The sequence below is a fragment of the Streptomyces lusitanus genome (genome assembly GCF_042647945.1).
GTDB lineage: Bacteria > Actinomycetota > Actinomycetes > Streptomycetales > Streptomycetaceae > Streptomyces > Streptomyces pseudogriseolus.
Map to the genome: position 1 here is coordinate 65186 of NZ_JBHRWL010000011.1, position 18882 is coordinate 84067.

Annotated in this window: 12 protein-coding genes and 1 pseudogene; 9 read left to right on the plus strand and 4 right to left on the minus strand. The window is 69.6% G+C overall.

Annotated features, from left to right (window positions below; all coding sequences use genetic code 11):
- Positions 1–33 precede the first annotated feature (33 nt).
- The 5 genes from ACFOSY_RS18260 to ACFOSY_RS18280 all read left to right on the plus strand — a co-directional run bounded on the left by ACFOSY_RS18260 (position 34) and on the right by ACFOSY_RS18280 (position 5078).
- Complete coding sequence (locus tag ACFOSY_RS18260; RefSeq protein ID WP_394308055.1) at positions 34–1233, plus strand: carbohydrate kinase family protein; 1200 nt, start codon at positions 34–36, stop codon at positions 1231–1233.
- Positions 1234–1825: 592 nt separating this feature from the next.
- Positions 1826–2896, plus strand: a complete 1071-nt coding sequence (locus ACFOSY_RS18265) for a PhoH family protein (protein ID WP_031018859.1) — start codon at positions 1826–1828, stop codon at positions 2894–2896.
- 12 nt (positions 2897–2908) lie between these two features.
- Entirely contained in the window at positions 2909–3406 is a 498-nt protein-coding gene (ybeY, locus tag ACFOSY_RS18270; RefSeq protein ID WP_225655157.1) for an rRNA maturation RNase YbeY, read from the plus strand.
- Complete coding sequence (locus ACFOSY_RS18275; protein ID WP_394308060.1) at positions 3403–4713, plus strand: hemolysin family protein; 1311 nt, start codon at positions 3403–3405, stop codon at positions 4711–4713. Before ybeY ends, ACFOSY_RS18275 begins: the two co-directional genes overlap by 4 nt.
- Positions 4710–5078 carry an MmcQ/YjbR family DNA-binding protein gene (locus ACFOSY_RS18280; RefSeq protein ID WP_394308063.1) on the plus strand — a complete coding sequence of 123 codons (369 nt, stop codon included), beginning with the start codon at positions 4710–4712 and terminating at the stop codon, positions 5076–5078. The genes ACFOSY_RS18275 and ACFOSY_RS18280 overlap by 4 nt, the downstream gene beginning before the upstream one ends.
- Here the strand turns inward: ACFOSY_RS18280 and ACFOSY_RS18285 are convergent.
- Positions 5040–6485 carry an MFS transporter gene (locus ACFOSY_RS18285; RefSeq protein WP_394308066.1) on the minus strand — a complete coding sequence of 482 codons (1446 nt, stop codon included), beginning with the start codon at positions 6483–6485 and terminating at the stop codon, positions 5040–5042. The two genes, ACFOSY_RS18280 and ACFOSY_RS18285, sit on opposite strands and share 39 nt — an antisense overlap.
- A gap of 110 nt (positions 6486–6595) precedes the next feature.
- Between ACFOSY_RS18285 and ACFOSY_RS18290 the strand changes: the two genes are divergently transcribed.
- The 3 genes from ACFOSY_RS18290 to ACFOSY_RS18300 all read left to right on the plus strand — a co-directional run bounded on the left by ACFOSY_RS18290 (position 6596) and on the right by ACFOSY_RS18300 (position 8512).
- Positions 6596–7495 carry a helix-turn-helix transcriptional regulator gene (locus ACFOSY_RS18290; RefSeq protein ID WP_394308068.1) on the plus strand — a complete coding sequence of 300 codons (900 nt, stop codon included), beginning with the start codon at positions 6596–6598 and terminating at the stop codon, positions 7493–7495.
- Positions 7496–7533: 38 nt separating this feature from the next.
- On the plus strand, positions 7534–7887 hold the full coding sequence (locus ACFOSY_RS18295; RefSeq protein ID WP_006129632.1) for a hypothetical protein: 354 nt from the start codon (positions 7534–7536) through the stop codon (positions 7885–7887).
- A 145-nt stretch (positions 7888–8032) separates the two neighbouring features.
- Positions 8033–8512 carry a hypothetical protein gene (locus ACFOSY_RS18300; RefSeq protein ID WP_394308070.1) on the plus strand — a complete coding sequence of 160 codons (480 nt, stop codon included), beginning with the start codon at positions 8033–8035 and terminating at the stop codon, positions 8510–8512.
- Between the two features lie 363 nt (positions 8513–8875).
- Here the strand turns inward: ACFOSY_RS18300 and ACFOSY_RS18305 are convergent, their stop codons facing one another.
- Positions 8876–9376 (minus strand): hypothetical protein, encoded by a 501-nt coding sequence (locus tag ACFOSY_RS18305; RefSeq protein ID WP_394308072.1) that lies wholly within the window; start codon positions 9374–9376, stop codon positions 8876–8878.
- Between the two features lie 234 nt (positions 9377–9610).
- Here ACFOSY_RS18305 and ACFOSY_RS18310 point away from each other — a divergent pair.
- Positions 9611–10133, plus strand: a pseudogene (locus ACFOSY_RS18310) (site-specific integrase); the annotation flags it as partial.
- Positions 10134–10287: 154 nt separating this feature from the next.
- Here the strand turns inward: ACFOSY_RS18310 and ACFOSY_RS18315 are convergent.
- Positions 10288–10968 (minus strand): DUF6193 family natural product biosynthesis protein, encoded by a 681-nt coding sequence (locus ACFOSY_RS18315; protein ID WP_394308074.1) that lies wholly within the window; start codon positions 10966–10968, stop codon positions 10288–10290.
- A gap of 27 nt (positions 10969–10995) precedes the next feature.
- On the minus strand, positions 10996–18765 hold the full coding sequence (locus ACFOSY_RS18320) for a ricin-type beta-trefoil lectin domain protein (RefSeq protein ID WP_394308962.1): 7770 nt from the start codon (positions 18763–18765) through the stop codon (positions 10996–10998).
- Positions 18766–18882 lie beyond the last annotated feature (117 nt).

The following is an 18882-nucleotide window of genomic DNA, read 5'->3' on the forward strand; positions in this document are numbered from 1 at the left end:
CTGAAACCGCACCACGTCAGGGAGCGCACCGTGATGGCGTCCACCGGGAAGAGGAACGGCAGGGGAGCCGGCAAGGAACGCGTCGCGGGACCGTCCTGCCCGACCCGGATCGACCCGCTGGCCGCCCTGCGCGGCCCGGACGACCCGGCCTGGGACGTCTACCTGACCGGCACCGTCTTCCTCGACATCGTCTTCACCGGGCTCGACTCCGCCCCCGTGCGCGGCACCGAGTCCTGGGCGCGCGGCATGGGGTCGAGCCCGGGCGGCGTGGCCAACATGGCCACCGCCCTGGCCCGGCTCGGCCTGCGCACGTCCCTCGCGGCGGCCTTCGGCGACGACCACTACGGCGAGTACTGCTGGGACGCGCTGGAACAGGGCGAGGGCATCGACCTCTCCCCGTCCCGCACGATCCCCGGCTGGCACTCCCCGGTCACCGTCTCCATGGCGTACGAGGGCGAGCGCACGATGGTCTCCCACGGCCACGAGCCGCCCCCCGAGGAGCAGCCCGCCCACCCTTCGCCCGCCACGTCCCTCAAGCAACGCCCTCCGGGCGCGGACCTGCCCCCGTGCCCGCCCCCCGCGCGGGCCGCCGTCGCCTCCCTCACCCCCGGCCGCAGCGCCCCCTGGATCGCCCAGGCCGCCCGCAACGGCACCCGCGTCTTCGGCGACGTCGGCTGGGACGACACCGGCGCGTGGGACCTGGCCGGCCTGCACGACCTGCGCCACTGCGAGGCGTTCCTGCCGAACGCGGCGGAGGCCATGCGCTACACCGGCACCGACACCCCGCGCGCCGCCGCCCACGCGCTCGCCGAGCACGTCCCGGTCGTGGTGGTCACGCTCGGCGCGGAGGGCGCGTACGCGGTGGACCGGCGCACGGGGGAGACTGCGTCGGTCCCGGCCATCGAGGTGGAGGCGCTGGACCCGACGGGGGCGGGGGACGTCTTCGTCGCCGGCTTCGTCACCGGCTCCCTGGCGGGCTGGCCACTGGCCGACCGGCTCGCTTTCGCCGGACTCACGGCGGCACTGTCCGTCCAGGAGTTCGGCGGCTCCCTGTCCGCACCCGGCTGGGCGGAGATCGCCGGCTGGTGGCGCAAGGTCCAGTCGGTCGAAAGCCAGAACCCCTCCGCCCTGCACCGCTACGCCTTCCTGACCGACCTGGTCCCCAAAAAAGCAGCCCGCCCCTGGCCCCTACGCCGAGCAGTCCCCACCATCGGCTTCGGCCGCTCGGCGTGAGGGCCCCGCCGGGGCCGGGCGTGGGTGTTCGGCCGGTTGGCCAAGGAACCGGGGTCGGCCTGAGAATCCCAGGGTCGGCACAGGACTCCGGACCGACAGAAGCCCCGCCACCCGGCCTGTGTTTCGCAGGTCGGCCCGCACGGCGCCCCGCCGTCCCGTGTCCCGCCCCCGCCCCGCCCTCTGGCGTCCCGCGCCCTGCGTCCCGGCCGACGGCGTCCCGCCATCCCGCCGTCCGACGCTCCGCCACCCGCGTCCCAAGCCCGCGCCCCGCCTGACGGCGCTCCACCGCCCCGCGCCCCGCCACCCGCGTCCCGGCGCTCCGCCGCCCAGCGCCTCGTCGGTCGGCGCGCCGCCAAACGGCGCCCCACCTTCTGCCGTCCGGCGCCCACCGCCCCGCGCTCCGGCGACGCCCCGCGTCGGCCGGGCCGCGGGGTGGCGACCCCGCCCGACCGCCCGGTCGGACAAGTCCGGCCGGGCGGTCGCACAAAAGGCCTACGGCCTTGTCACCCCTCCGTCGTACCCTGGGAGTCGCGAGGCCGCCCTCAGCTACGCGGCCGTGACGAGGAGGATCCGCAGGCCTTCTGGCCGGCCCATGACTCAGACACCCACAGCTCACACCCCCGCGCAGGGGCAGGCGAGAGTGCAGTTCACCGTCCCCGCCCAGCACCCCATGGTGACCGTGCTGGGGTCCGGCGACTCGCTCCTGCGTGTGATCGAGAAAGCCTTCCCGGGGGCCGACATCCACGTCCGGGGAAATGAGATCAGCGCGGTCGGCGACGCCACGGACGTGGCCCTGATTTCGCGCGTGTTCGACGAGATGATGCTGGTGCTCCGCACCGGGCAGCCGATGACGGAGGACGCAGTGGAACGCTCGATCGCCATGCTCAAGGCGAGCGAGAACGGGGAGAGCGACGGCCAGGAGACCCCGGCCCAGGTGCTCACGCAGAACATCCTGTCCTCGCGCGGCCGCACGATCCGACCCAAGACGCTCAACCAGAAGCGTTACGTGGACGCGATCGACAAGCACACCATCGTCTTCGGCATCGGCCCGGCCGGTACCGGCAAGACGTATCTGGCCATGGCCAAGGCGGTGCAGGCCCTGCAGTCCAAGCAGGTCAACCGCATCATCCTGACCCGGCCCGCGGTCGAGGCGGGCGAGCGGCTGGGCTTCCTGCCGGGCACGCTCTACGAGAAGATCGACCCGTACCTGCGCCCGCTGTACGACGCGCTGCACGACATGCTCGACCCCGACTCGATCCCCCGGCTGATGGCCGCGGGCACCATCGAGGTCGCGCCGCTGGCGTACATGCGCGGCCGCACGCTCAACGACGCGTTCATCATCCTGGACGAGGCCCAGAACACGAGCCCCGAGCAGATGAAGATGTTCCTCACCCGTCTCGGCTTCGACTCGAAGATCGTGATCACCGGTGACGTGACGCAGGTGGACCTGCCCGACGGCACCAAGTCGGGCCTGCGCCAGATCCAGGACATCCTGGACGGCGTGGAGGACGTCCACTTCTCCCGGCTGTCGTCCCACGACGTCGTCCGGCACAAGCTGGTGGGCCGTATCGTCGACGCGTACGAGAAGTACGACAGCCAGCACGGCACCGAGAACGGCACCCACAAGGGCGGCCGCGGCCGGTCCGGGCACAAGGGGAAGTAGACCGAGCACCAGATGTCGATCGACGTCAACAACGAGTCCGGCACCGAGGTCGACGAGCAGGCGATTCTCGACATCGCCCGCTACGCACTGGCCCGGATGCGCATCCACCCGCTCTCCGAGCTCTCGGTGATCGTGGTGGACGCGGGAGCCATGGAGCAGCTGCACATCCAGTGGATGGACCTGCCCGGGCCCACGGACGTCATGTCCTTCCCCATGGACGAGCTGCGGCCCCCGTCCAAGGACGAGGAGGAGCCCCCGCAGGGGCTGCTCGGCGACATCGTGCTCTGTCCCGAGGTCGCCGCCAAGCAGGGCGCCGAGGCGCCGACGCGGCACACCATGGACGAGGAGCTCCAGCTGCTCACCGTCCACGGTGTGCTGCACCTGCTCGGCTACGACCACGAGGAGGCGGACGAGAAGGCCGAGATGTTCGGCCTCCAGGCGGCCATCGTGGACGGCTGGCGCGCGGAGAAGGGTCTCACCGGCCCGTCCCCGGCCCCGACCGTGTCATGAGCGCCGCCCTCGTCCTGGGGGCGCTCGCGCTCGTCGTCGTCGCCTGGCTCGCCGCCTGCGCGGAGGCCGGCATCGCGCGCGTCTCCAGCTTCCGCGCCGAGGAGGCCGTACGGTCGGGCCGCCGGGGGAGCGCCAAGCTCGCCCGGATCGCCGCCGACCCCACCCGCTACCTCAACGTGGCGCTGCTGGTCCGCATCATCTGCGAGATGTCCGCCGCCTCGCTGATCACCTACGGCAGCCTGCGCGAGTTCGACGGCACGGCCGAGGCGCTGCTGATCGCCATCGCCATCATGGTCCTCGTGTCGTACGTCGCGGTCGGCGTCTCCCCGCGCACCATCGGCCGCCAGCACCCGCTGAACACGGCCACCGTCGCCGCGTACGTGCTGGTGCCGCTCGCGCGGATCATGGGCCCGATCCCCTCGCTGCTGATCCTCATCGGCAACGCCCTCACGCCCGGCAAGGGCTTCCGGCACGGCCCGTTCGCCTCCGAGGCGGAGCTGCGCGCGCTGGTGGACCTCGCGGAGGCCGAGTCGCTGATCGAGGACGAGGAGCGCCGCATGGTGCACTCGGTCTTCGAGCTGGGCGACACGCTGGTGCGGGAGGTCATGGTGCCGCGCACCGACCTGGTGGTCATCGAACGGTACAAGACCATCCGGCAGGCCCTCACCCTCGCCCTGCGCTCCGGGTTCTCCCGCATCCCGGTGACCGGCGAGAGCGAGGACGACATCGTCGGGATCGTCTATCTGAAGGACCTGGCCCGCAAGACGCACATCAGCCGGGACGCCGAGAGCGACCTGGTGTCGACGGCGATGCGGCCCGTGTTCTTCGTGCCCGACACCAAGAACGCCGGCGACCTGCTGCGCGAGATGCAGAAGGAGCGCAACCACGTCGCCGTCGCGGTCGACGAGTACGGCGGCACGGCGGGCATCGTCACCATCGAGGACATCCTCGAGGAGATCGTCGGCGAGATCACCGACGAGTACGACCGTGAGCTGCCCCCGGTGGAGGACCTCGGCGAGGGCCGCCACCGGGTCACCGCCCGCCTCGACATCACCGACCTGGGTGAGCTGTACGGCCTGGAGGAGTTCGACGACGAGGACGTCGAGACCGTCGGCGGACTGCTCGCCAAGCGGCTGGGCCGGGTGCCGATCGCAGGCGCGTCGTCACTGGTGGAGCTGCCGGACGGCCGCGAGCTGCGGCTGACGGCGGAGGCGGCGGCAGGGCGCAGGAACAAGATCGTGACGGTGCTGGTGGAGCCGGTGGGACCGGCGCGGGCGCCGTCCGGCGAGGAGGAGTCGACGGAGTGACCCCGGAGCGGCTGCGGACCCTCTGCCTGTCCTTCAACGCGGCGGTGGAGGAGTTCCCCTTCAACCCGGAGACCTCGGTCTTCAAGGTCCTGGGCAAGATGTTCGCCCTCACGGACCTGGACGCGCGCCCGCTGAAGGTCAACCTCAAGTGCGACCCCCAGGACGCCCTCCGCCTCCGCGCGGACCACCCGGACCTCATCGCCCCGGGCTGGCACATGAACAAGCGGCACTGGAACACGGTGACGGTGGACGGCGGACCCGGCGAGCTCCCGGACCGCCTCGTCCGGGAGCTCGTGGAGGACTCGTACGACCTGGTCGTGGCCGGCCTACCGCGCGCCGACCGTCTCCGCCTCGACCGCCCCTGAACCCGCCCGGGCCACCCGCAGTCCCACCGCGACCAGCACGGCGGCGACCAGCACGATCGCCGCGTCCAGGACCAGCACCAGATGGACGCCGGACCGCAGGTCGGTCGCGGTGGTGGCCAGCACGCCGAGCAGCGGGATGCCGACGGTGATGCCGACCTGCTGGGTGGAGGTGACCAGGCCGGTGGCCAGACCCTGCTCCTCGTCGGCGACGCCGGAGGTGACGGTCAGGCCGTAGGAGATGATCGCGCCGAGGTGGCACATGCTGGCCAGGGACACGGCGGCGGTGGCGAGGACCACCGACCAGCCGCCTTCCCCCAGCGCCAGCAGGGACAGCCCGACGGCCCCCTGCCCGGCGAGCGCGCCGACGAGGGTACGGCGGGCGCCGAAGCGGCCGATGACGCGGGGCGCGCAGGAACCGGCCACCACCGACAGCACGCCCTGCACCCCGAAGACCAGACCGGTCTCGAAGGCGCCCAGACGCAGGACCTCCTGGAGATACAGGGTCAGGACGAAGACCACCGTCGACATCATCGAGAAGGTGACAAGACCGCCCAGGTTGCCCCATGCCACCGTGCGCCGGCGCAGCATCGGCAGCGAGACGAGCGGCGCCGCGCTGCGGGACTCGACGGCCGCGAAGGCGGCCAGGAGCAACAGGCCCGCGACAAGGGCGACGAGCACGTCGGCGCGGCCGAAGCCGTGCTCGGCGGCCGTGGTCAGGGCGTAGATGAGGGCGAGCAGGCCACCGGTGACAGTGCCGGCGCCGGGGACGTCGAGCCGGGGCCGCTCCGGAGTCCGCGACTCGGGCAGCAGGCGCGGGGCCAACGGCAGCACGATCAGGGCGAACAGGGCGAGCAGGCCCATCGTGGAGCGCCAGCTCAGCAGGTCGGTCAGCACGCCGCCGGCCACCATGCCGACGGTGAAGCCGAGCGAGAGCAGCGTGCCGGAGATGCCGAGGGCGCGGTCGCGGGCGGGGCCCTCCGGGAAGGTCGTCGTCAGCAGGGACATGCCGGTCGGGACGATGGCCGCCGCGCCGAGCCCTTGCAGGGCGCGTCCGGTGAGGAAGGAGGCCGGGTCCCAGGCGAGGGTGGCGAGGAGGGAGGCGGCGCCGAAGAGGGCGAGGCCGGCGAGGAAGAGCCGGCGGCGGCCGTAGAGGTCGCCCGTGCGGCCGAAGAGCAGCAGGAATCCGCCGGACGGCAGTGCGAACGCGGTGACCGCCCACTGGAGGGCGGAGGTGCTCATGCCGAGGTCCGCGCCGAGCACAGGCAGGGCGACGTTCAGGACGGAGAAGTCGAGCGCGACCATGAACTGGGCCGCGCAGAGCACGAACAGGACGAGCCGGTCGCGCGTCGAGAGCCGGGCAGCGGTCCGCTGCCCGGCCACGGAGGTCGGGGTGGTGTCGATCGCCATGGACAGGAGCCTCGGGCCCCCGGAATAGTTGTGGGGAGACACGGATTGTTCTGGTGGTGCCACCACCAGGCACAGTGCGTCAGCGGATTCGCCATGGGGGGAGTGCGTACGTGCCGGATGTGATCGTGAAGGCACAGAGCGAGTCGTCGGGCCGGGACCGGCGCCGCAGTGAGCTGCGGGAGTTCCTGATGAGCCGGCGCGCCCGGGTCTCCCCGGCCGACGTCGGCCTGCCGGACGGCGGGGCGCGGCGCCGGACGCCGGGACTGCGCCGCGAGGAGGTGGCCGTGCTCGCCGGGGTGGGCGCGTCCTGGTACCAGTGGCTGGAGCAGGGCCGCGACATCTCCGTCTCCCCGCAGGTCCTGGACTCGGTCGGCCGGGTGCTGCGGCTCAGCAACGCCGAGCGCCGCCACCTGTACGCGCTGGCCGGGCTGAACCCGCCCGCCGCCGAGGTGGAGCCGGCGAACCGGGACATGTGCGAGGGGCTGCGGCGGCTGATCGACACGTGGATGCCGTATCCGGCGCACATCATGGACCGGTACTACAACTGCGTGCTGTACAACGACGCGGCGGCGGCGGTGCTGGGCATGCGGCCCGAGACGACGTGGAACTGCATCATCGACTTCTTCACCGACCCGCTGTACCGCTCACGCGCCCGTACCTGGGAGCACAACGCGCGCACGGTCGTCGCCCAGTTCCGCGCCACCTGTGCGGCCAACCCGGACGACGAGGGTTTCCAGCAGGTGCTGGCGGACCTGAAGAAGGCCAGTGCGGAGTTCGCGGCGCTGTGGGAGGAGCGGGACATCGAGGACGCCGGGCAGCTCCGCAAGGAGTTGGACCATCCGCTGGTCGGCCTGCTCAGCCTGGAGTCGACGGCCCTGCAGGTGCCGGCCCGCCCCGATCTGACCATCGTGCTGCACACCCCGCTCGACGAGGCGAACACCGCGGCGAAGCTGGAGTGGCTGGCCTCGCCGGAGGGCCGGCGGGGGGCGATGTACCCGGTGGCGGGGTGAGCGGGTCGGCGCCGGGCGGGGCTCCGTATGCTCGGATCATGACCGAGACTCCCGACCTCGACCCCGAGGACCGCAAGATCGTCACCCTGGCCCGTTCCGCACGGGCCCGCAACGGTGTGCCCGAGGGCGCGGCCGTACGCGACGAGACCGGCCGTACGTACGTCGCCGGCACCGTCGCCCTGGACTCGCTGAAGCTCAGCGCCCTGCGCACGGCGGTGGCGATGGCGGTGGCGTCCGGCGCGACCTCGCTGGAGGCGGCGGCGGTGGTGACGGAGGCGGAGTCGGCCTCCGACGAGGACCGCGCGGCCGTGCGTGACCTGGGCGGGGCGGAGACGCCGGTGCTGGTGGCCGGGCCGGACGGCACGGTCCGGGAGACGGTCACGGCGGGCTGAGGAACCCGCTCGCACCCCCCGGCTGTTACCTCCGGTAATTAGGCCAGATCTCAACCTTGTCGCGCGACGCCTCCCGCGCATCAATGGACACGCAGCGGGTCCGGACCCCCATCTGCCCCCCACACCGAAAGGGAGCCGGAATCCAATGAGAGGCAAGCGATTCGGAACAGGTCTGTCCCTGGCCGCGGGCGCACTGGCCGTCTGCGGCCTGGCGTTCGCCCCCACCGCGGCCGCCGTGGCCCCCGGTACGGCGACCGTCAACGCCGACTGCGGCAGCTACGGCGGCGGTGACGCCACCCTCACGGCCACCCAGAGCGGCACGTCCGCCACGATCACGCTCACGACCTCCTCGGTCACCGCACCCCTCTCCATCAGCCAGGACTCCCTGGTCTCGGAGCTGACGATGGTCAAGGAGGGCGGCGGCACCGTCGTCTTCAAGGGCACGAAGAACCCGGCGATGTCCACGGGCGACGCCCTCGAGGTCGGCCCCCTCTCCGGCACGGTCGCCTCCGGCGACAGCCTGGAGGCCTACGGCGGCACTCTCAAGGTGACGGCCTTCGGCTTCATCACGATCACCTGCACGGCAACGGGACCGCAGGCGCCGGGGCCGTTCGTGTTCGACTGATCTCCGGCCCGTCGCCTGCAACTGCGAGGCAGCGGATGTAGCGGTATGGCAGCCCCGTCGGACAACTTACGGGGCTGCCTGCAGCTCAGCACCTCGTCGTACTCGAGGAGTTGATGGGTCACGCCCACATCGGCGTCACCGCCGGCGTCCACGCCCACGTCCGACTCCGCCTTCAACCGCAGCCGTCGTCCGCTGACGTTGCCGTCACGGTTGCCGTCAAGCACCGCAGAGGCCCCGCCGGAAATTTCAGCGAGGCCTCTGCGACATTAGTCAAAATGATTATGCTACCGGCGCGCGCATGGGGTCGAATCGATCCCACGCCAAGCTCCAAAGCGCATCAAATCCATGCGAGTACGCGAACTCTCACTCCGATGAATGAATCGGATAAGCGCCGATGATCTCGATCAGATCCAGCACTTTCGCGCCACCCTCAACACCGCCTAGATCGAGCAACTCCGATCCAAGATCAAGGACAGGCTTGGCCAAGGCGATGCTATTCATGGAAGAACCTTGCACATACGGCACTTTATACCCAAGGACTTGTCCCGGATCAAAGGGGCAGATACCTCGCAAGGCGGCAGCCACCCGTGCGGGAACCTGGGACCATTTGACATCACCAGAACGAATGGTGATGGATAATTCGCGCCCCTTCGACCCCCAATCTGGACGGCTGGACAGGGACAGCCCATAGGTGAAACCCGTAATATATCCAGATTTCGGTGTTCCGATGTACGAGATGGCACGAACTGGCCCATCCTTCGCCACCCGTGGTTCAACGTCGCTGATGACAGGCTTCACACCGGTGAGCGAATCGAGCAGCTCACAGTAGCGATCAAACCGGTCAACCGTGTCATGGCCAGTCATCTTGCTCCCTGAGTCAGCACTGTTCCCGGAAAGTGGGCGCCGTTGGCGTCACGCGCAACTGCGCCCACCCCACTACTTTCGTTCAACTACCCGGACTGCGGATAGAAGTGCCCCAGCGGCGTCCAGCCAATACGTCAGGTACGCGGCCACACCGCCCTGAGCCCGTGGCCCCGTTGCTGTGCCGTCGGGCAGTGCTGCCGCAAACTGCTGTCACCACTGACGCCGGCCTACATCCGGCCCCGGCGCTTCGAACCCCTCACCACCGACGAAGCCCGCCAGTTCCTCGCGGCCACGCGCGGACACCGGTTGCACGCTCTGTCCGAACTCGCTCTTCACACTGGACTCCGCGAGGGCGAACTCCTCGGCCTGCGCTGAGAAGACCTCGACCTAGACGCGGGCACCGCCGCAATCCGCCAAACCTTGCAGCGCACCAGCACCGGGGGGCTCACCACGCTGCCCACCAAGACGCGGGCCTCCGAACGCCGCATCGCCCTCCCCAACCGTCCAGTCCCTGAAGCTCCATCAGGAGCAGCAGCACGAGCAGGAAACTGCGGGCTCCTCTTGGCTGCACGACGGGCACGTGTTCACCACCGCGCAGGGCCGACCCATCGACCCGACCAACCTCACTCGCACCTTCACCACGCTCCTCCGCAAGGCCGGCCTCCGCCGCATCCGCTTCCACGACCTCCGCCATTCGACCGCCACGCTGCTCCTGGAACAGGGCGTCGAGCTTGTCGTGATCAAGGAACTCCTCGGACCCCGGAGATCGCCAAGATGCTCAACAGCAAACGACGACGAACCGCCGCCCTGCCCCGCCCTCGTGCGCTGACGTTGCCGTCAACTACTGCCGTCACCTAACGCAGGGGCCCCGCCGGACCAAGGTCGGCGGGGTTCTTACTGAAGCGAGCGTGTCATTCGTTACTCGCGAGAGCTTCAGAAGCCACAGTAAGGGCCTCCCTCAAAGAATCTACAACCGTCGGGTCGAGCAATCGAGGATTCTCCACACGGTAGGAACCTTCAGAAAGTGGAGTAATGCTCACTTCCTGGGACCCTTGCTCTCGGCGCACCGATCTAAGTCGTAGCGTTCCATGGCTGAGAGTTGGGAAGAAATGGCCGAACCGGCCATCTGCGTAGGCCGCTTCCACTAGCGGGCGCTCCTCGGAGAACTCCTCAGCAGTCCGCAACCAATTCCACTGAGCGGGTACCGAGTCTCCCGACTCGTTGGCTCTCGCTAGCCGCCCCGGCATCATGAATGGGAACCTTCCAGCGAAGTCATCCACCGAAATACCTTCCCGCCACGCAGTCAATGCCTCAATCAGATCGTCCAGATCATCAGTAGCACCCTCAGCCCATGCGAATCCCTGCCCCTGGATTGCTACGTAGAAGGTCCTGCTTTGGCTACCGAGCTGAATAGAAGCCCTTCCGTGACTCGAATCCAGCTCAGCCGTGGCTAGCAGGCCAGGTCCCGACGCGTAGTGACTGTAGAGTCGCCCCAGGTCGAGATTCTTCTTTGCCGCCGCGAGCTCCATCGCCGAGATAAGGCCGCCCGCAGCGAAGAGGTCAGGGTAGAGACAAGGGTCAAGCGCATCCATGCTCGTGAATCCCCTTCGGTTCGCTTGCTAGCAGCCACAGACCTTCCCTGCATCCGATATGAAGGGCCGGAGCCTACCGAAGCTCGCCCAATCTGGTTCCGCGACATCCACTCTTTCAAGAGCTCCCTTCGCGTTCGGTCGATAGAAGTTGATGGAGGACCATGACCGTTCGCCATTGGCGACAGCTCTTGCGATCCAGCCCATCTCCATATCAGTGGCGTACGCTCCTGGCTGAAGCCCGGCCTTCGCCGATTCAGTGAAGTTGCCCAAGCCGCGGAGATTCACGTGAAGCGTCACCGACGAGTCCCGGATCGCGTTTTCCACTGGGCCCTGCCATGCGTCAGGGGCATAGCCGCCAAAGTGCTTGAACCCCATTTTGTCCGCCCACGAATAGGTGCCTTCCGCCTTCTGTCCCAGCGCCACGTTGCAGTTGTGGACAAGGACCGGGGTAGCGCCCGCCAGCACATAGTACGTGTGGGTGTCACTGACGGTGAGGTTGTGGACTGTCGTGCCCGGTGTCGTCCAGCGTTCGATCGCGGTGATCTGGACGTGTGTGCCGGCGCTGGTGCGGAGCCACTGGCCGGGCTGGAGGTCGGTGGCGTCGAGCCACTTGCCGAGTTCGGGGACCCAGAAGGGGTGGCCGTCGGTGGCGGTGACCTGGGCCGTTTCCTCGCCCTTGGCGCCGTCGGTGTCGATGACGACCTTGACCAGGTGCTTAAGGCCTTCACCCTTGATCTCGGCGGTGACGGTCTCGATGCGGGTCTCGCCGGTCTCGGGGTCGGTGGCGAGGACCTTGTCGCCGACTTCGACTTCCTCGATCGGCTTGGACGACCCGTCCGCCATCAGCACCTTGGTGCCGGGGACGAAGCTGTTGCCGACCGGGCAGGAGCCGCCGTCGCCTCCGTCGGCCTTGCCGGAGTCGCCGCTTCCGCTGCTGCCGCCCTTGCTGCGGGAGGAGCCGCCTGAGTCGCCGCCCGGCTTGGAGCCGCCGCCCTTGCCGCCTCCGGAGCCCTTGCTCACCGAGGACGCCTTCGGGGCCGCCTTGGCCTGGGCCTGTTTCTGGACGGGGTTACCCGTCTTCTTGGTCTGTGCGACCGCCTTGTCGGACGTTCGTTTCGCCTGCTCCGCCGCCTTCTTCTTGGCGCGTTGCGCGGCTTCCTTCTTCGCCTTCTCGATGGCGGCCTTCTTGGCTCTCAGCGCCGCCGCCTCGGCCGCCTTCGCGGCCTTCAGAACCGCCTCGGCCGCCTTCTTCGCCTTGCGGAAGGCCTGGATCGCGTCGATCGTGCGGTCGATGGCCTTCAGGACACCGGGGATCTTGCCCGCTTTGAACCACGGGATCGCGCCCAGGACCATGCCGGCGCACGACCACATGTCACCGCCGAAGCAGGCCATCGCGTCGTTGATGCCGATGAAGTCCTTCAGGGTGCTCCACGCCGCCCCCATGATCACCGAGGACAGCGACCTGCCCATGGTGGACTGCGCCTGCGCGACCTGCGCCGCGGACAAGCCCGCGCCGGCCAGGGCCGCGGCCCGTTCGGAAGCGGTCAGGGAGATGGCCAGGCCCGTCGGGTCGGCCATCGTCACCGGGTTGTTGTGCGCGTAGGCGTAGCCGTTCGACTGGAGCGGGTCGTTCAGGTCCAGCACCGGGTCGGCGGACAGGAAACGCCCGACCACCGGGTCGTACAGACGGGCCCCCAGCGGCTGGTAGCCGGAGGAGTCGTCGCGGATGGCGCCCAGGAAGCCCGTGTGGGCCTGCATGTTGACACCGGTCTCGCCCGTACCGCGCTGGTTCCCGAACGGGTCCTGCTTGCGGATCCGCACCGACATGGTGCCGCCGAGCACGACCTCCGCGTAGGTGCTGCCCTGGTGATCGCCGGCGAGGGCGACCAACTGGTCGGACCCGTTGCCGTACGCGTAGCGCATGACCGCGCCGCCCGGGGCGGAGTAGGTCCGCTGGGTGTTGATCAGGACACCGCCGCGCTGGAAGGTGACCTCGGCCTCGCCCAGGTACAGGGTGGCCTGCTTGCCCTTGATGGTCAGCAGCTGCGCGCCGTCGGGGCCGTAGATGTAGCGGGTGTCGTTCTGCGGCGACCACTGCTGCTCGGCCTTGCTCGCGTCACAGGTGGCGAGCACGACCGGGGTGGCGCTGGCGGAGTTGCCGCCCTGGACCGCCAGGCATAGGCCGGAGGCGACGTGGATGAGCTGGGCGGAGGCGTTCCGCTTCAGTTCCTGCGCCGGCGACCCGTCGCACTTCTGCAGCTGGACCGCCGCGCCGGTCGTGTTGGAGGCGGGCTGCACGCACCAGTTGTCGTACACGGTCAGCGTGCCCCGGTCGGGGTCAGTCTGCGCCGCTCCCGGAGCGACGGCGAACTTCCAGCTCTGGGCCACGGACGTGTTGCAGGCGTACAGCTGGATCGGCTGGCCGGCGACCGCGTGACCGCTCTTCAGGTCCAGGCACTTGTCGGCCAGTCCCACGTACGGGGTCCTGCCGCCGGTGCCCTGGCCCTTGATGCGATCGATCTTGCCGTCGTAGGTCCAGCTCAGTTCCTGCTTGTCACCGTTCCCGAGGGAGGTGACGGATTTCGTCTCGCCGGTCAGCTCGTAGAGCCGCTCGGCCTCGGCCTTGACCTGGGCGCCCTCCGGCGTGGTGTAGGTCTTCGACACCTTGGTCAGCGTGTGCGGCTGGGTGCCGTCGGCCTTGCCGTAGGAGTACGTGGTCGTGGCGTCCTTTGCGGTGTCGCCCGCCAGGTCCTTCTCGGTCAGCTTGGTGCGGTTGCCGAGCAGGTCGTACTCGTACTCATGCCAGTAACCGGAGTTGTCCTCGCCGGCCGCCACGTTCGGTGTGCCGTCGCCGGTCTTCGGGCCGGCACAGGAGGTCTGGTCCTTGGCGGTCCAGGCCGTCTTGAGCTGGCCCAGGGCGTCATAGGTGAAGCACTGCCGCTCGGCGATGCCGTCCGAGTGCTCACGGATGGAGGTGACGTTGCCTGCCGGGTCGTAGGTGTACGACCGCTCGGACACGAGGTGGCCGCCCACGAGCGTCTTGTCACCGGCCTGCTCGCGGTGGACGGAGTGGCTCTTCAGCTCGCCGCTGCCCTCGTCGAACGAGGCCGTCGTCCAGACCCGGTACGGGTGGGCGCCCAGCGCGGAGCGCAGCACCTGTCCGTAGGCGTCGTAGACCGTGTCGGCGCCGTACCAGTCCTTGCCGGAGACCGACAGGGGCTTGCCGTCCTTGTTGTAGCGGACGACGAGTTTCTCCGCGTCGAACCGGCCGACCGCCGGCAGCGAGGCTTCCTCGAGGGCGCCGGTGTCGTCGTACGCGTAGGCGTACGTGTAGGAGGTCTTGAAGCCCCACGTGTCGGCCAGCGACTCCGGAAGGGTCAGCGTGGTGGAGGTCGGCTGGTAGTCCTTCGTGTAGCCGTCGACGGTCTGTGTGTAGGCGGCGCCGTCGGTGTAGCGGGTGGCGGTCGCGGGCATGCCCGTGCCGCCCGGGGACGTGTCGTAGCCGAAGGTGGCCAGCAGCTTGCCCTCGGGACCGTCGAGGCGCTGCTCGGCCGGCCGGGACAGTACGTCGTAGCCGTTCCACAGGGTGATGCCGCGGGCGTTCCTCGTGGTCAGGACGCGGTCGCGGTGGTCGTACGTGGTCCGCGTGGTGCCCGCGTCCGGGTCGGTGGCGGTCACCTGCCGGCCGCGGTGGTCGTACGTCCACGTCCACGGATGGGCGGTGTCCGCGGAGTTGACCGCCTTCACCAGCTGACCGTGTCCGTCGTAGGTGTAGCGCATCGACGTGAAGCCGCCGGGGGCCTCGGAGTTGAAGGTGTCGACTCGGGAGGTGCGGCCGAGCGCGTCGGTGTAGACGCGGTACGAGGAAGCGCCGGAGGGCTGGTTCACCTTCGACCAGTCGGCGCCGTACTCGTAGTGGACGGCGCGGGCGGGCACCGGCTCGGAGGTGGACTCGCCGGTCTCCGGGTCCTCGACTTTCAGGTACGGCATCTCCTGCACCACGCGGCCCAGGCCGTCGTAGGTGTACCGGGTGATGTTGGGGACCGTCGTGTCGGCGAGGGGGGTGAACAGCTCGCCGGTCCTGGCCTCATGGGTGAGGTAGGCGTTGTTGGTCTGCCAGACCTCGCCCGAGCTGTTGTACAGCGTGTCGGTGATCAGGTGTCCGCCGCCGTCGGCCTCTTCCTGCGTCTGCCGCTCACGGCCGAGGCCGTCGTAGAGGACCACGGACGTCTCGACGCGGTCGTCCTTGGAGCGGGTGTAGGTGGTGACGTACGGGGGCTTGCGGTCCGTCTCGTCCGGGTCGTACTCGGGGATCGTGTAGACGGCCCGGAAGTCCGGGACGGCAGAGGCGGACGGCGTGCGGCCGGGGCCCCATGCCTCGACGAGCCGGCCCAGCGGGTCGTACGTCGCCTGGCTGACATGCCCGTTGGCGTCCGTCGTCTTCAGGGCCGTCGCGCGGCCGGGCTCCAGTTCCTGCGTCTGCTTGTGGCCCTTGGCATTGGTCTCGGTGACCCTGAACACCTGGCCGGAGGCCGGGAAGTACTCGATGGTGCCCGCGTTGCCGTCGGCGTCGGTCTGCTCGACCACGCGGCCGACCGCGTCGAACTTCGAACCGCCGTCGAGCTGGAAGCCGGTCCCGTCACCGTTGAGGGACCAGGTCTTGGTGGCCAGACCGCGGGTCGAGTCGCCGAGTGCGGCGCCGTAGGACGCGTGGTCGTAGGCGGTCCGGGTGCCGCCGCTCAGTGTGGACAGGTCGCCGAAGTCGGCGTCCGCGCAGGTGGTGGGCGAGACCAGGACCTGCTTGGTCAGGCCTATGAGGTTCTTGCCGGTGTGGTGCAGGTACTCCAGCTTGGTGCAGGACTCGTCGCCCGACCGGCCTGTGTCGCCCAGCGACTCCACGAGAGTGGGCAGACCGTGGGTCGGTTCGAATGTGGTCTTCGTCCGGACGACGCGCTGGGTGCGAGTGTCGTCACCGGTGCCGGAGGACTTGGTGTACGCGATCTCCTCGGGCTCGGTGACCCGCCAGGCGATCAGCGGGCTCAGCCCGTCGCCGCGGTCGCGTCGGCCGAGCTCGGTGGCGGCGGGCACGGTGACGCTGCGGGACAGCCAGTCGGCGTCGGTGGCGCTGGTGTAGGTCAGTTCCTCGGCGATACGGCCGGCGAACGCCTCACGGTCCTTGGCGATCTCGGTGCCGGTGATGTCCTTCACCGGCACGTCGTCGCCCATACCCCGGAAGTAACGGGTGACGGCCTTGGAGCGCTTGCTGCCGACGGCCGGCTCGTCCGTGCCGGTGATGACGGTGGTCTGCTCGAAGCCCGCGAACTGCGACCAGGTGCGGGTGGACTTCTTGGTGAACTCCGCCTCGGCGAGCTTCCAGCCCGCGTTCTTGTACGAGTACGCGGTGCGGGTGCTGAAGGCGCCGTCGACGTTGGGCAGTTCCTCGATGGACTCCACGACGTACTTGTGGAACCAGTCGATGTCCTCGACCTCGGGATCGGGGTGCCAGAACTGCGGATAGCAGAGCCGGGAGTTGGACTTCAACGCGGCGGTGTCCGTCTTGCCGGGCAGTCCGGTGCCGGCGGCGCAGTCGCCGGTGGGGGCCTTGTAGGTGACGACGGTCTCGCCGCCGTACTCGTTGATGACGCGTGCGACGCGCAGGCGGGAGAAGCCGGGACGCGGGTCGTCGGGACGCATGACCCGGTTGGGCATGTCGTCCATGTTCGGCTCGAACCGCACCGCGTTCAGGGCGATGCTGTCGTTCGTGGACCCGCTGCGGCCGAAACCGGTGCGCTGGATCGACTCCAGCCACAGGGCCGTGTTGGGGCCGGTCTTCAGGACGGGAAAACTCTGCTCGAGCGTGTACCGGTCCACCGTCTGACGGGCGTCGGTGTCGGTACGCCGCTGGGCGGAGGTCTCGATCCCTTCCAGGCGCACCCGGCTCCAGAAGGTGGGGCCGGCGTTCCAGCAGGTCTTGCCCGAGGAGCACCGAAGGTCGGCCGGGGTGTCGTACCAGATGCGGTACTTGCCCGGGTCCTTGTCGGTGAAGTTCTCCTCGGAGCAGGTCAGCGAGCCCTCGGCGAAACACCGGTCGTCGACGTGGAAGTCGACGCGGGCCGGGGCGGGCTCGGAGAAGATGCTCTCCCTGCGCTGGCCGTAGTCGATGTGGGTCAGGTAGCCGTCGCGGTCGTAGACGACAGGGGCCTTGAAGTTGAAGTTGCGGGCGTAGTAGTTCTGCTCGCTCTTCCACCACAGGGACATGGCGTTGCCGTGGACGTCCTCGACGTAGTCGAGGTTCCAGCGCCAGGCCTGCGTGCACCAGGAGCCGGCCCAGTCACCGGCCTTGTAGCAGTCCTCACCCGGGTGGTTGCCGTACACCGGGACGGTCAGCACCGAGTCGGTGACCGGCTTGCCCGTGGTGTGACCGGGCAGCTGGTTCAGCCCGAAGTGGTAGCGGGTGCCGTCGCGGGTGGTGACGACCCAGTACTCGCCGTTCCTGGCGCCGTTCTCGGTCGCGGGGTCCTCGATGCGCTCGATCTTGGAGCCGTCACCGTTGGCGGTGAACCATGTGCCCTGGTTCTTGTCCCACACCAGCTCGGTGGTCATGCCGCCGAGCGAGAGGGTGGCGTTCTCGGAACCCCAGCACAGGTCCGCCGTGCGGTGGGTGGCGTTGTTCGACCCGGCCTTCTTGGAGTCCTGACGGCAGTTGGCGTACGTGCGGGTGATGGAGCCCGGGTTGTAGTCCCAGCCGTCGCCGATCCAGGACGCCTGGTTGTTGGTGGCGGAGGTGCGTCCGTCGACGGTCTGCGAGGAGTAGTTGAGGGCGATCCGCGGCATGGGGCCGCCCGCGGTCTCCGGGACCTGTACCTGGTAGGCGTAGGTGAAGGCGCCCGAGGAGGCGCCGGCCGACCAGGAGCCGGCGGACAGCAGCGGCGTCGCCGTGAAGTCGCCGGCGGCCGAGGCGCCGGTGTCCATGGCGCCGATGACCCGGGAGCCGGCGGAGTCGGCCGCCTGCACGATGCCGGTGCGGGCGGACGCGGTGCGGGCCGAGACGCCGGACGCGGTCGTGGGGCCGGCCGTTGTGTCGTCGAGCAGCTCGGAGACCGGGACGGAGCCGGTCACGATCGTGTGGGTGGCTGCGTTCTTCGGCGCCTCGGCGTTGGTGGGCGCCGCCTTGGCGGGCACCTCCTCGACCCTGCTGCGCAGTTGCTCGGGGCCCGCCGCGTCCGCCTGGGCCGACATGGTCCGCGCCCCGCTGTCGGCGGCGCACTCGCCCTCGTCCGGGGCAAGGACGCAGTTGGGCAGGAGAACCAGGCCGAAGCGGTCGGCCGCCTGGGGGCCGTAGAGGTCTGCGAAGGAGGTGGTGTCGACCGCGATCGCGACCTGCGCGTCCGGGTCGGCCGTGGCCGGCGGGGTGACCTCCATGATGAGGCCTGCCACACCGGCCTCCTGGGACACGGACGGCCCGGCGAGGTCGACCGTCCACTCACCGGCGATCGCGGAGGGGTCGGTGCCCTCGGGCACTCCGAGCGCCACGGGCAGGCCGTTGGTGACCGCGACCGTGCTGCCCGGCTCGGCGTCCTCGGCCAGGGTCGCCGTGCCGGTGTCGCCCTTCCAGGGGGTGACTGCGGTCGGCTCGTAGGGGTCGACGGGGACCTCGGGAGCGGTGGTGAGGTTCTTCTCGGCCTCTTCGTCACCGTCGACCGGGGTGATCTCGGGCAGCTCGGGAAGGTCGACCGACCCGCGGCTCATGCCCGGGTCGGGGACGGCCCATGCCTCCGCGCTGAGGCTGGTGACCATCAGCGTCGAGGACAGCAAGAGGACAGTCGTCGCACGGCCTTGCCGTCGACGCCGTCGCTGTGACTCCGTCGAGGCCGGGCGTCTGCACCACGGGTGAGATGGTGTCAGACGCGCCCC

Bases quoted from the DNA above. Each gene is read 5' to 3' on its own strand.
- ybeY (WP_225655157.1), top strand. From the start codon at position 2,909: ATGTCGATCGACGTCAACAACGAGTCCGGCACCGAGGTCGACGAGCAG.
- ACFOSY_RS18275 (WP_394308060.1), top strand. From the start codon at position 3,403: ATGAGCGCCGCCCTCGTCCTGGGGGCGCTCGCGCTCGTCGTCGTCGCC.
- ACFOSY_RS18305 (WP_394308072.1), bottom strand. From the start codon at position 9,376: ATGACTGGCCATGACACGGTTGACCGGTTTGATCGCTACTGTGAGCTG.
- ACFOSY_RS18300 (WP_394308070.1), top strand. From the start codon at position 8,033: ATGAGAGGCAAGCGATTCGGAACAGGTCTGTCCCTGGCCGCGGGCGCA.
- ACFOSY_RS18265 (WP_031018859.1), top strand. From the start codon at position 1,826: ATGACTCAGACACCCACAGCTCACACCCCCGCGCAGGGGCAGGCGAGA.
- ACFOSY_RS18285 (WP_394308066.1), bottom strand. From the start codon at position 6,485: ATGGCGATCGACACCACCCCGACCTCCGTGGCCGGGCAGCGGACCGCT.
- ACFOSY_RS18315 (WP_394308074.1), bottom strand. From the start codon at position 10,968: ATGGATGCGCTTGACCCTTGTCTCTACCCTGACCTCTTCGCTGCGGGC.
- ACFOSY_RS18260 (WP_394308055.1), top strand. From the start codon at position 34: ATGGCGTCCACCGGGAAGAGGAACGGCAGGGGAGCCGGCAAGGAACGC.
- ACFOSY_RS18320 (WP_394308962.1), bottom strand. From the start codon at position 18,765: ATGGTCACCAGCCTCAGCGCGGAGGCATGGGCCGTCCCCGACCCGGGC.
- ACFOSY_RS18295 (WP_006129632.1), top strand. From the start codon at position 7,534: ATGACCGAGACTCCCGACCTCGACCCCGAGGACCGCAAGATCGTCACC.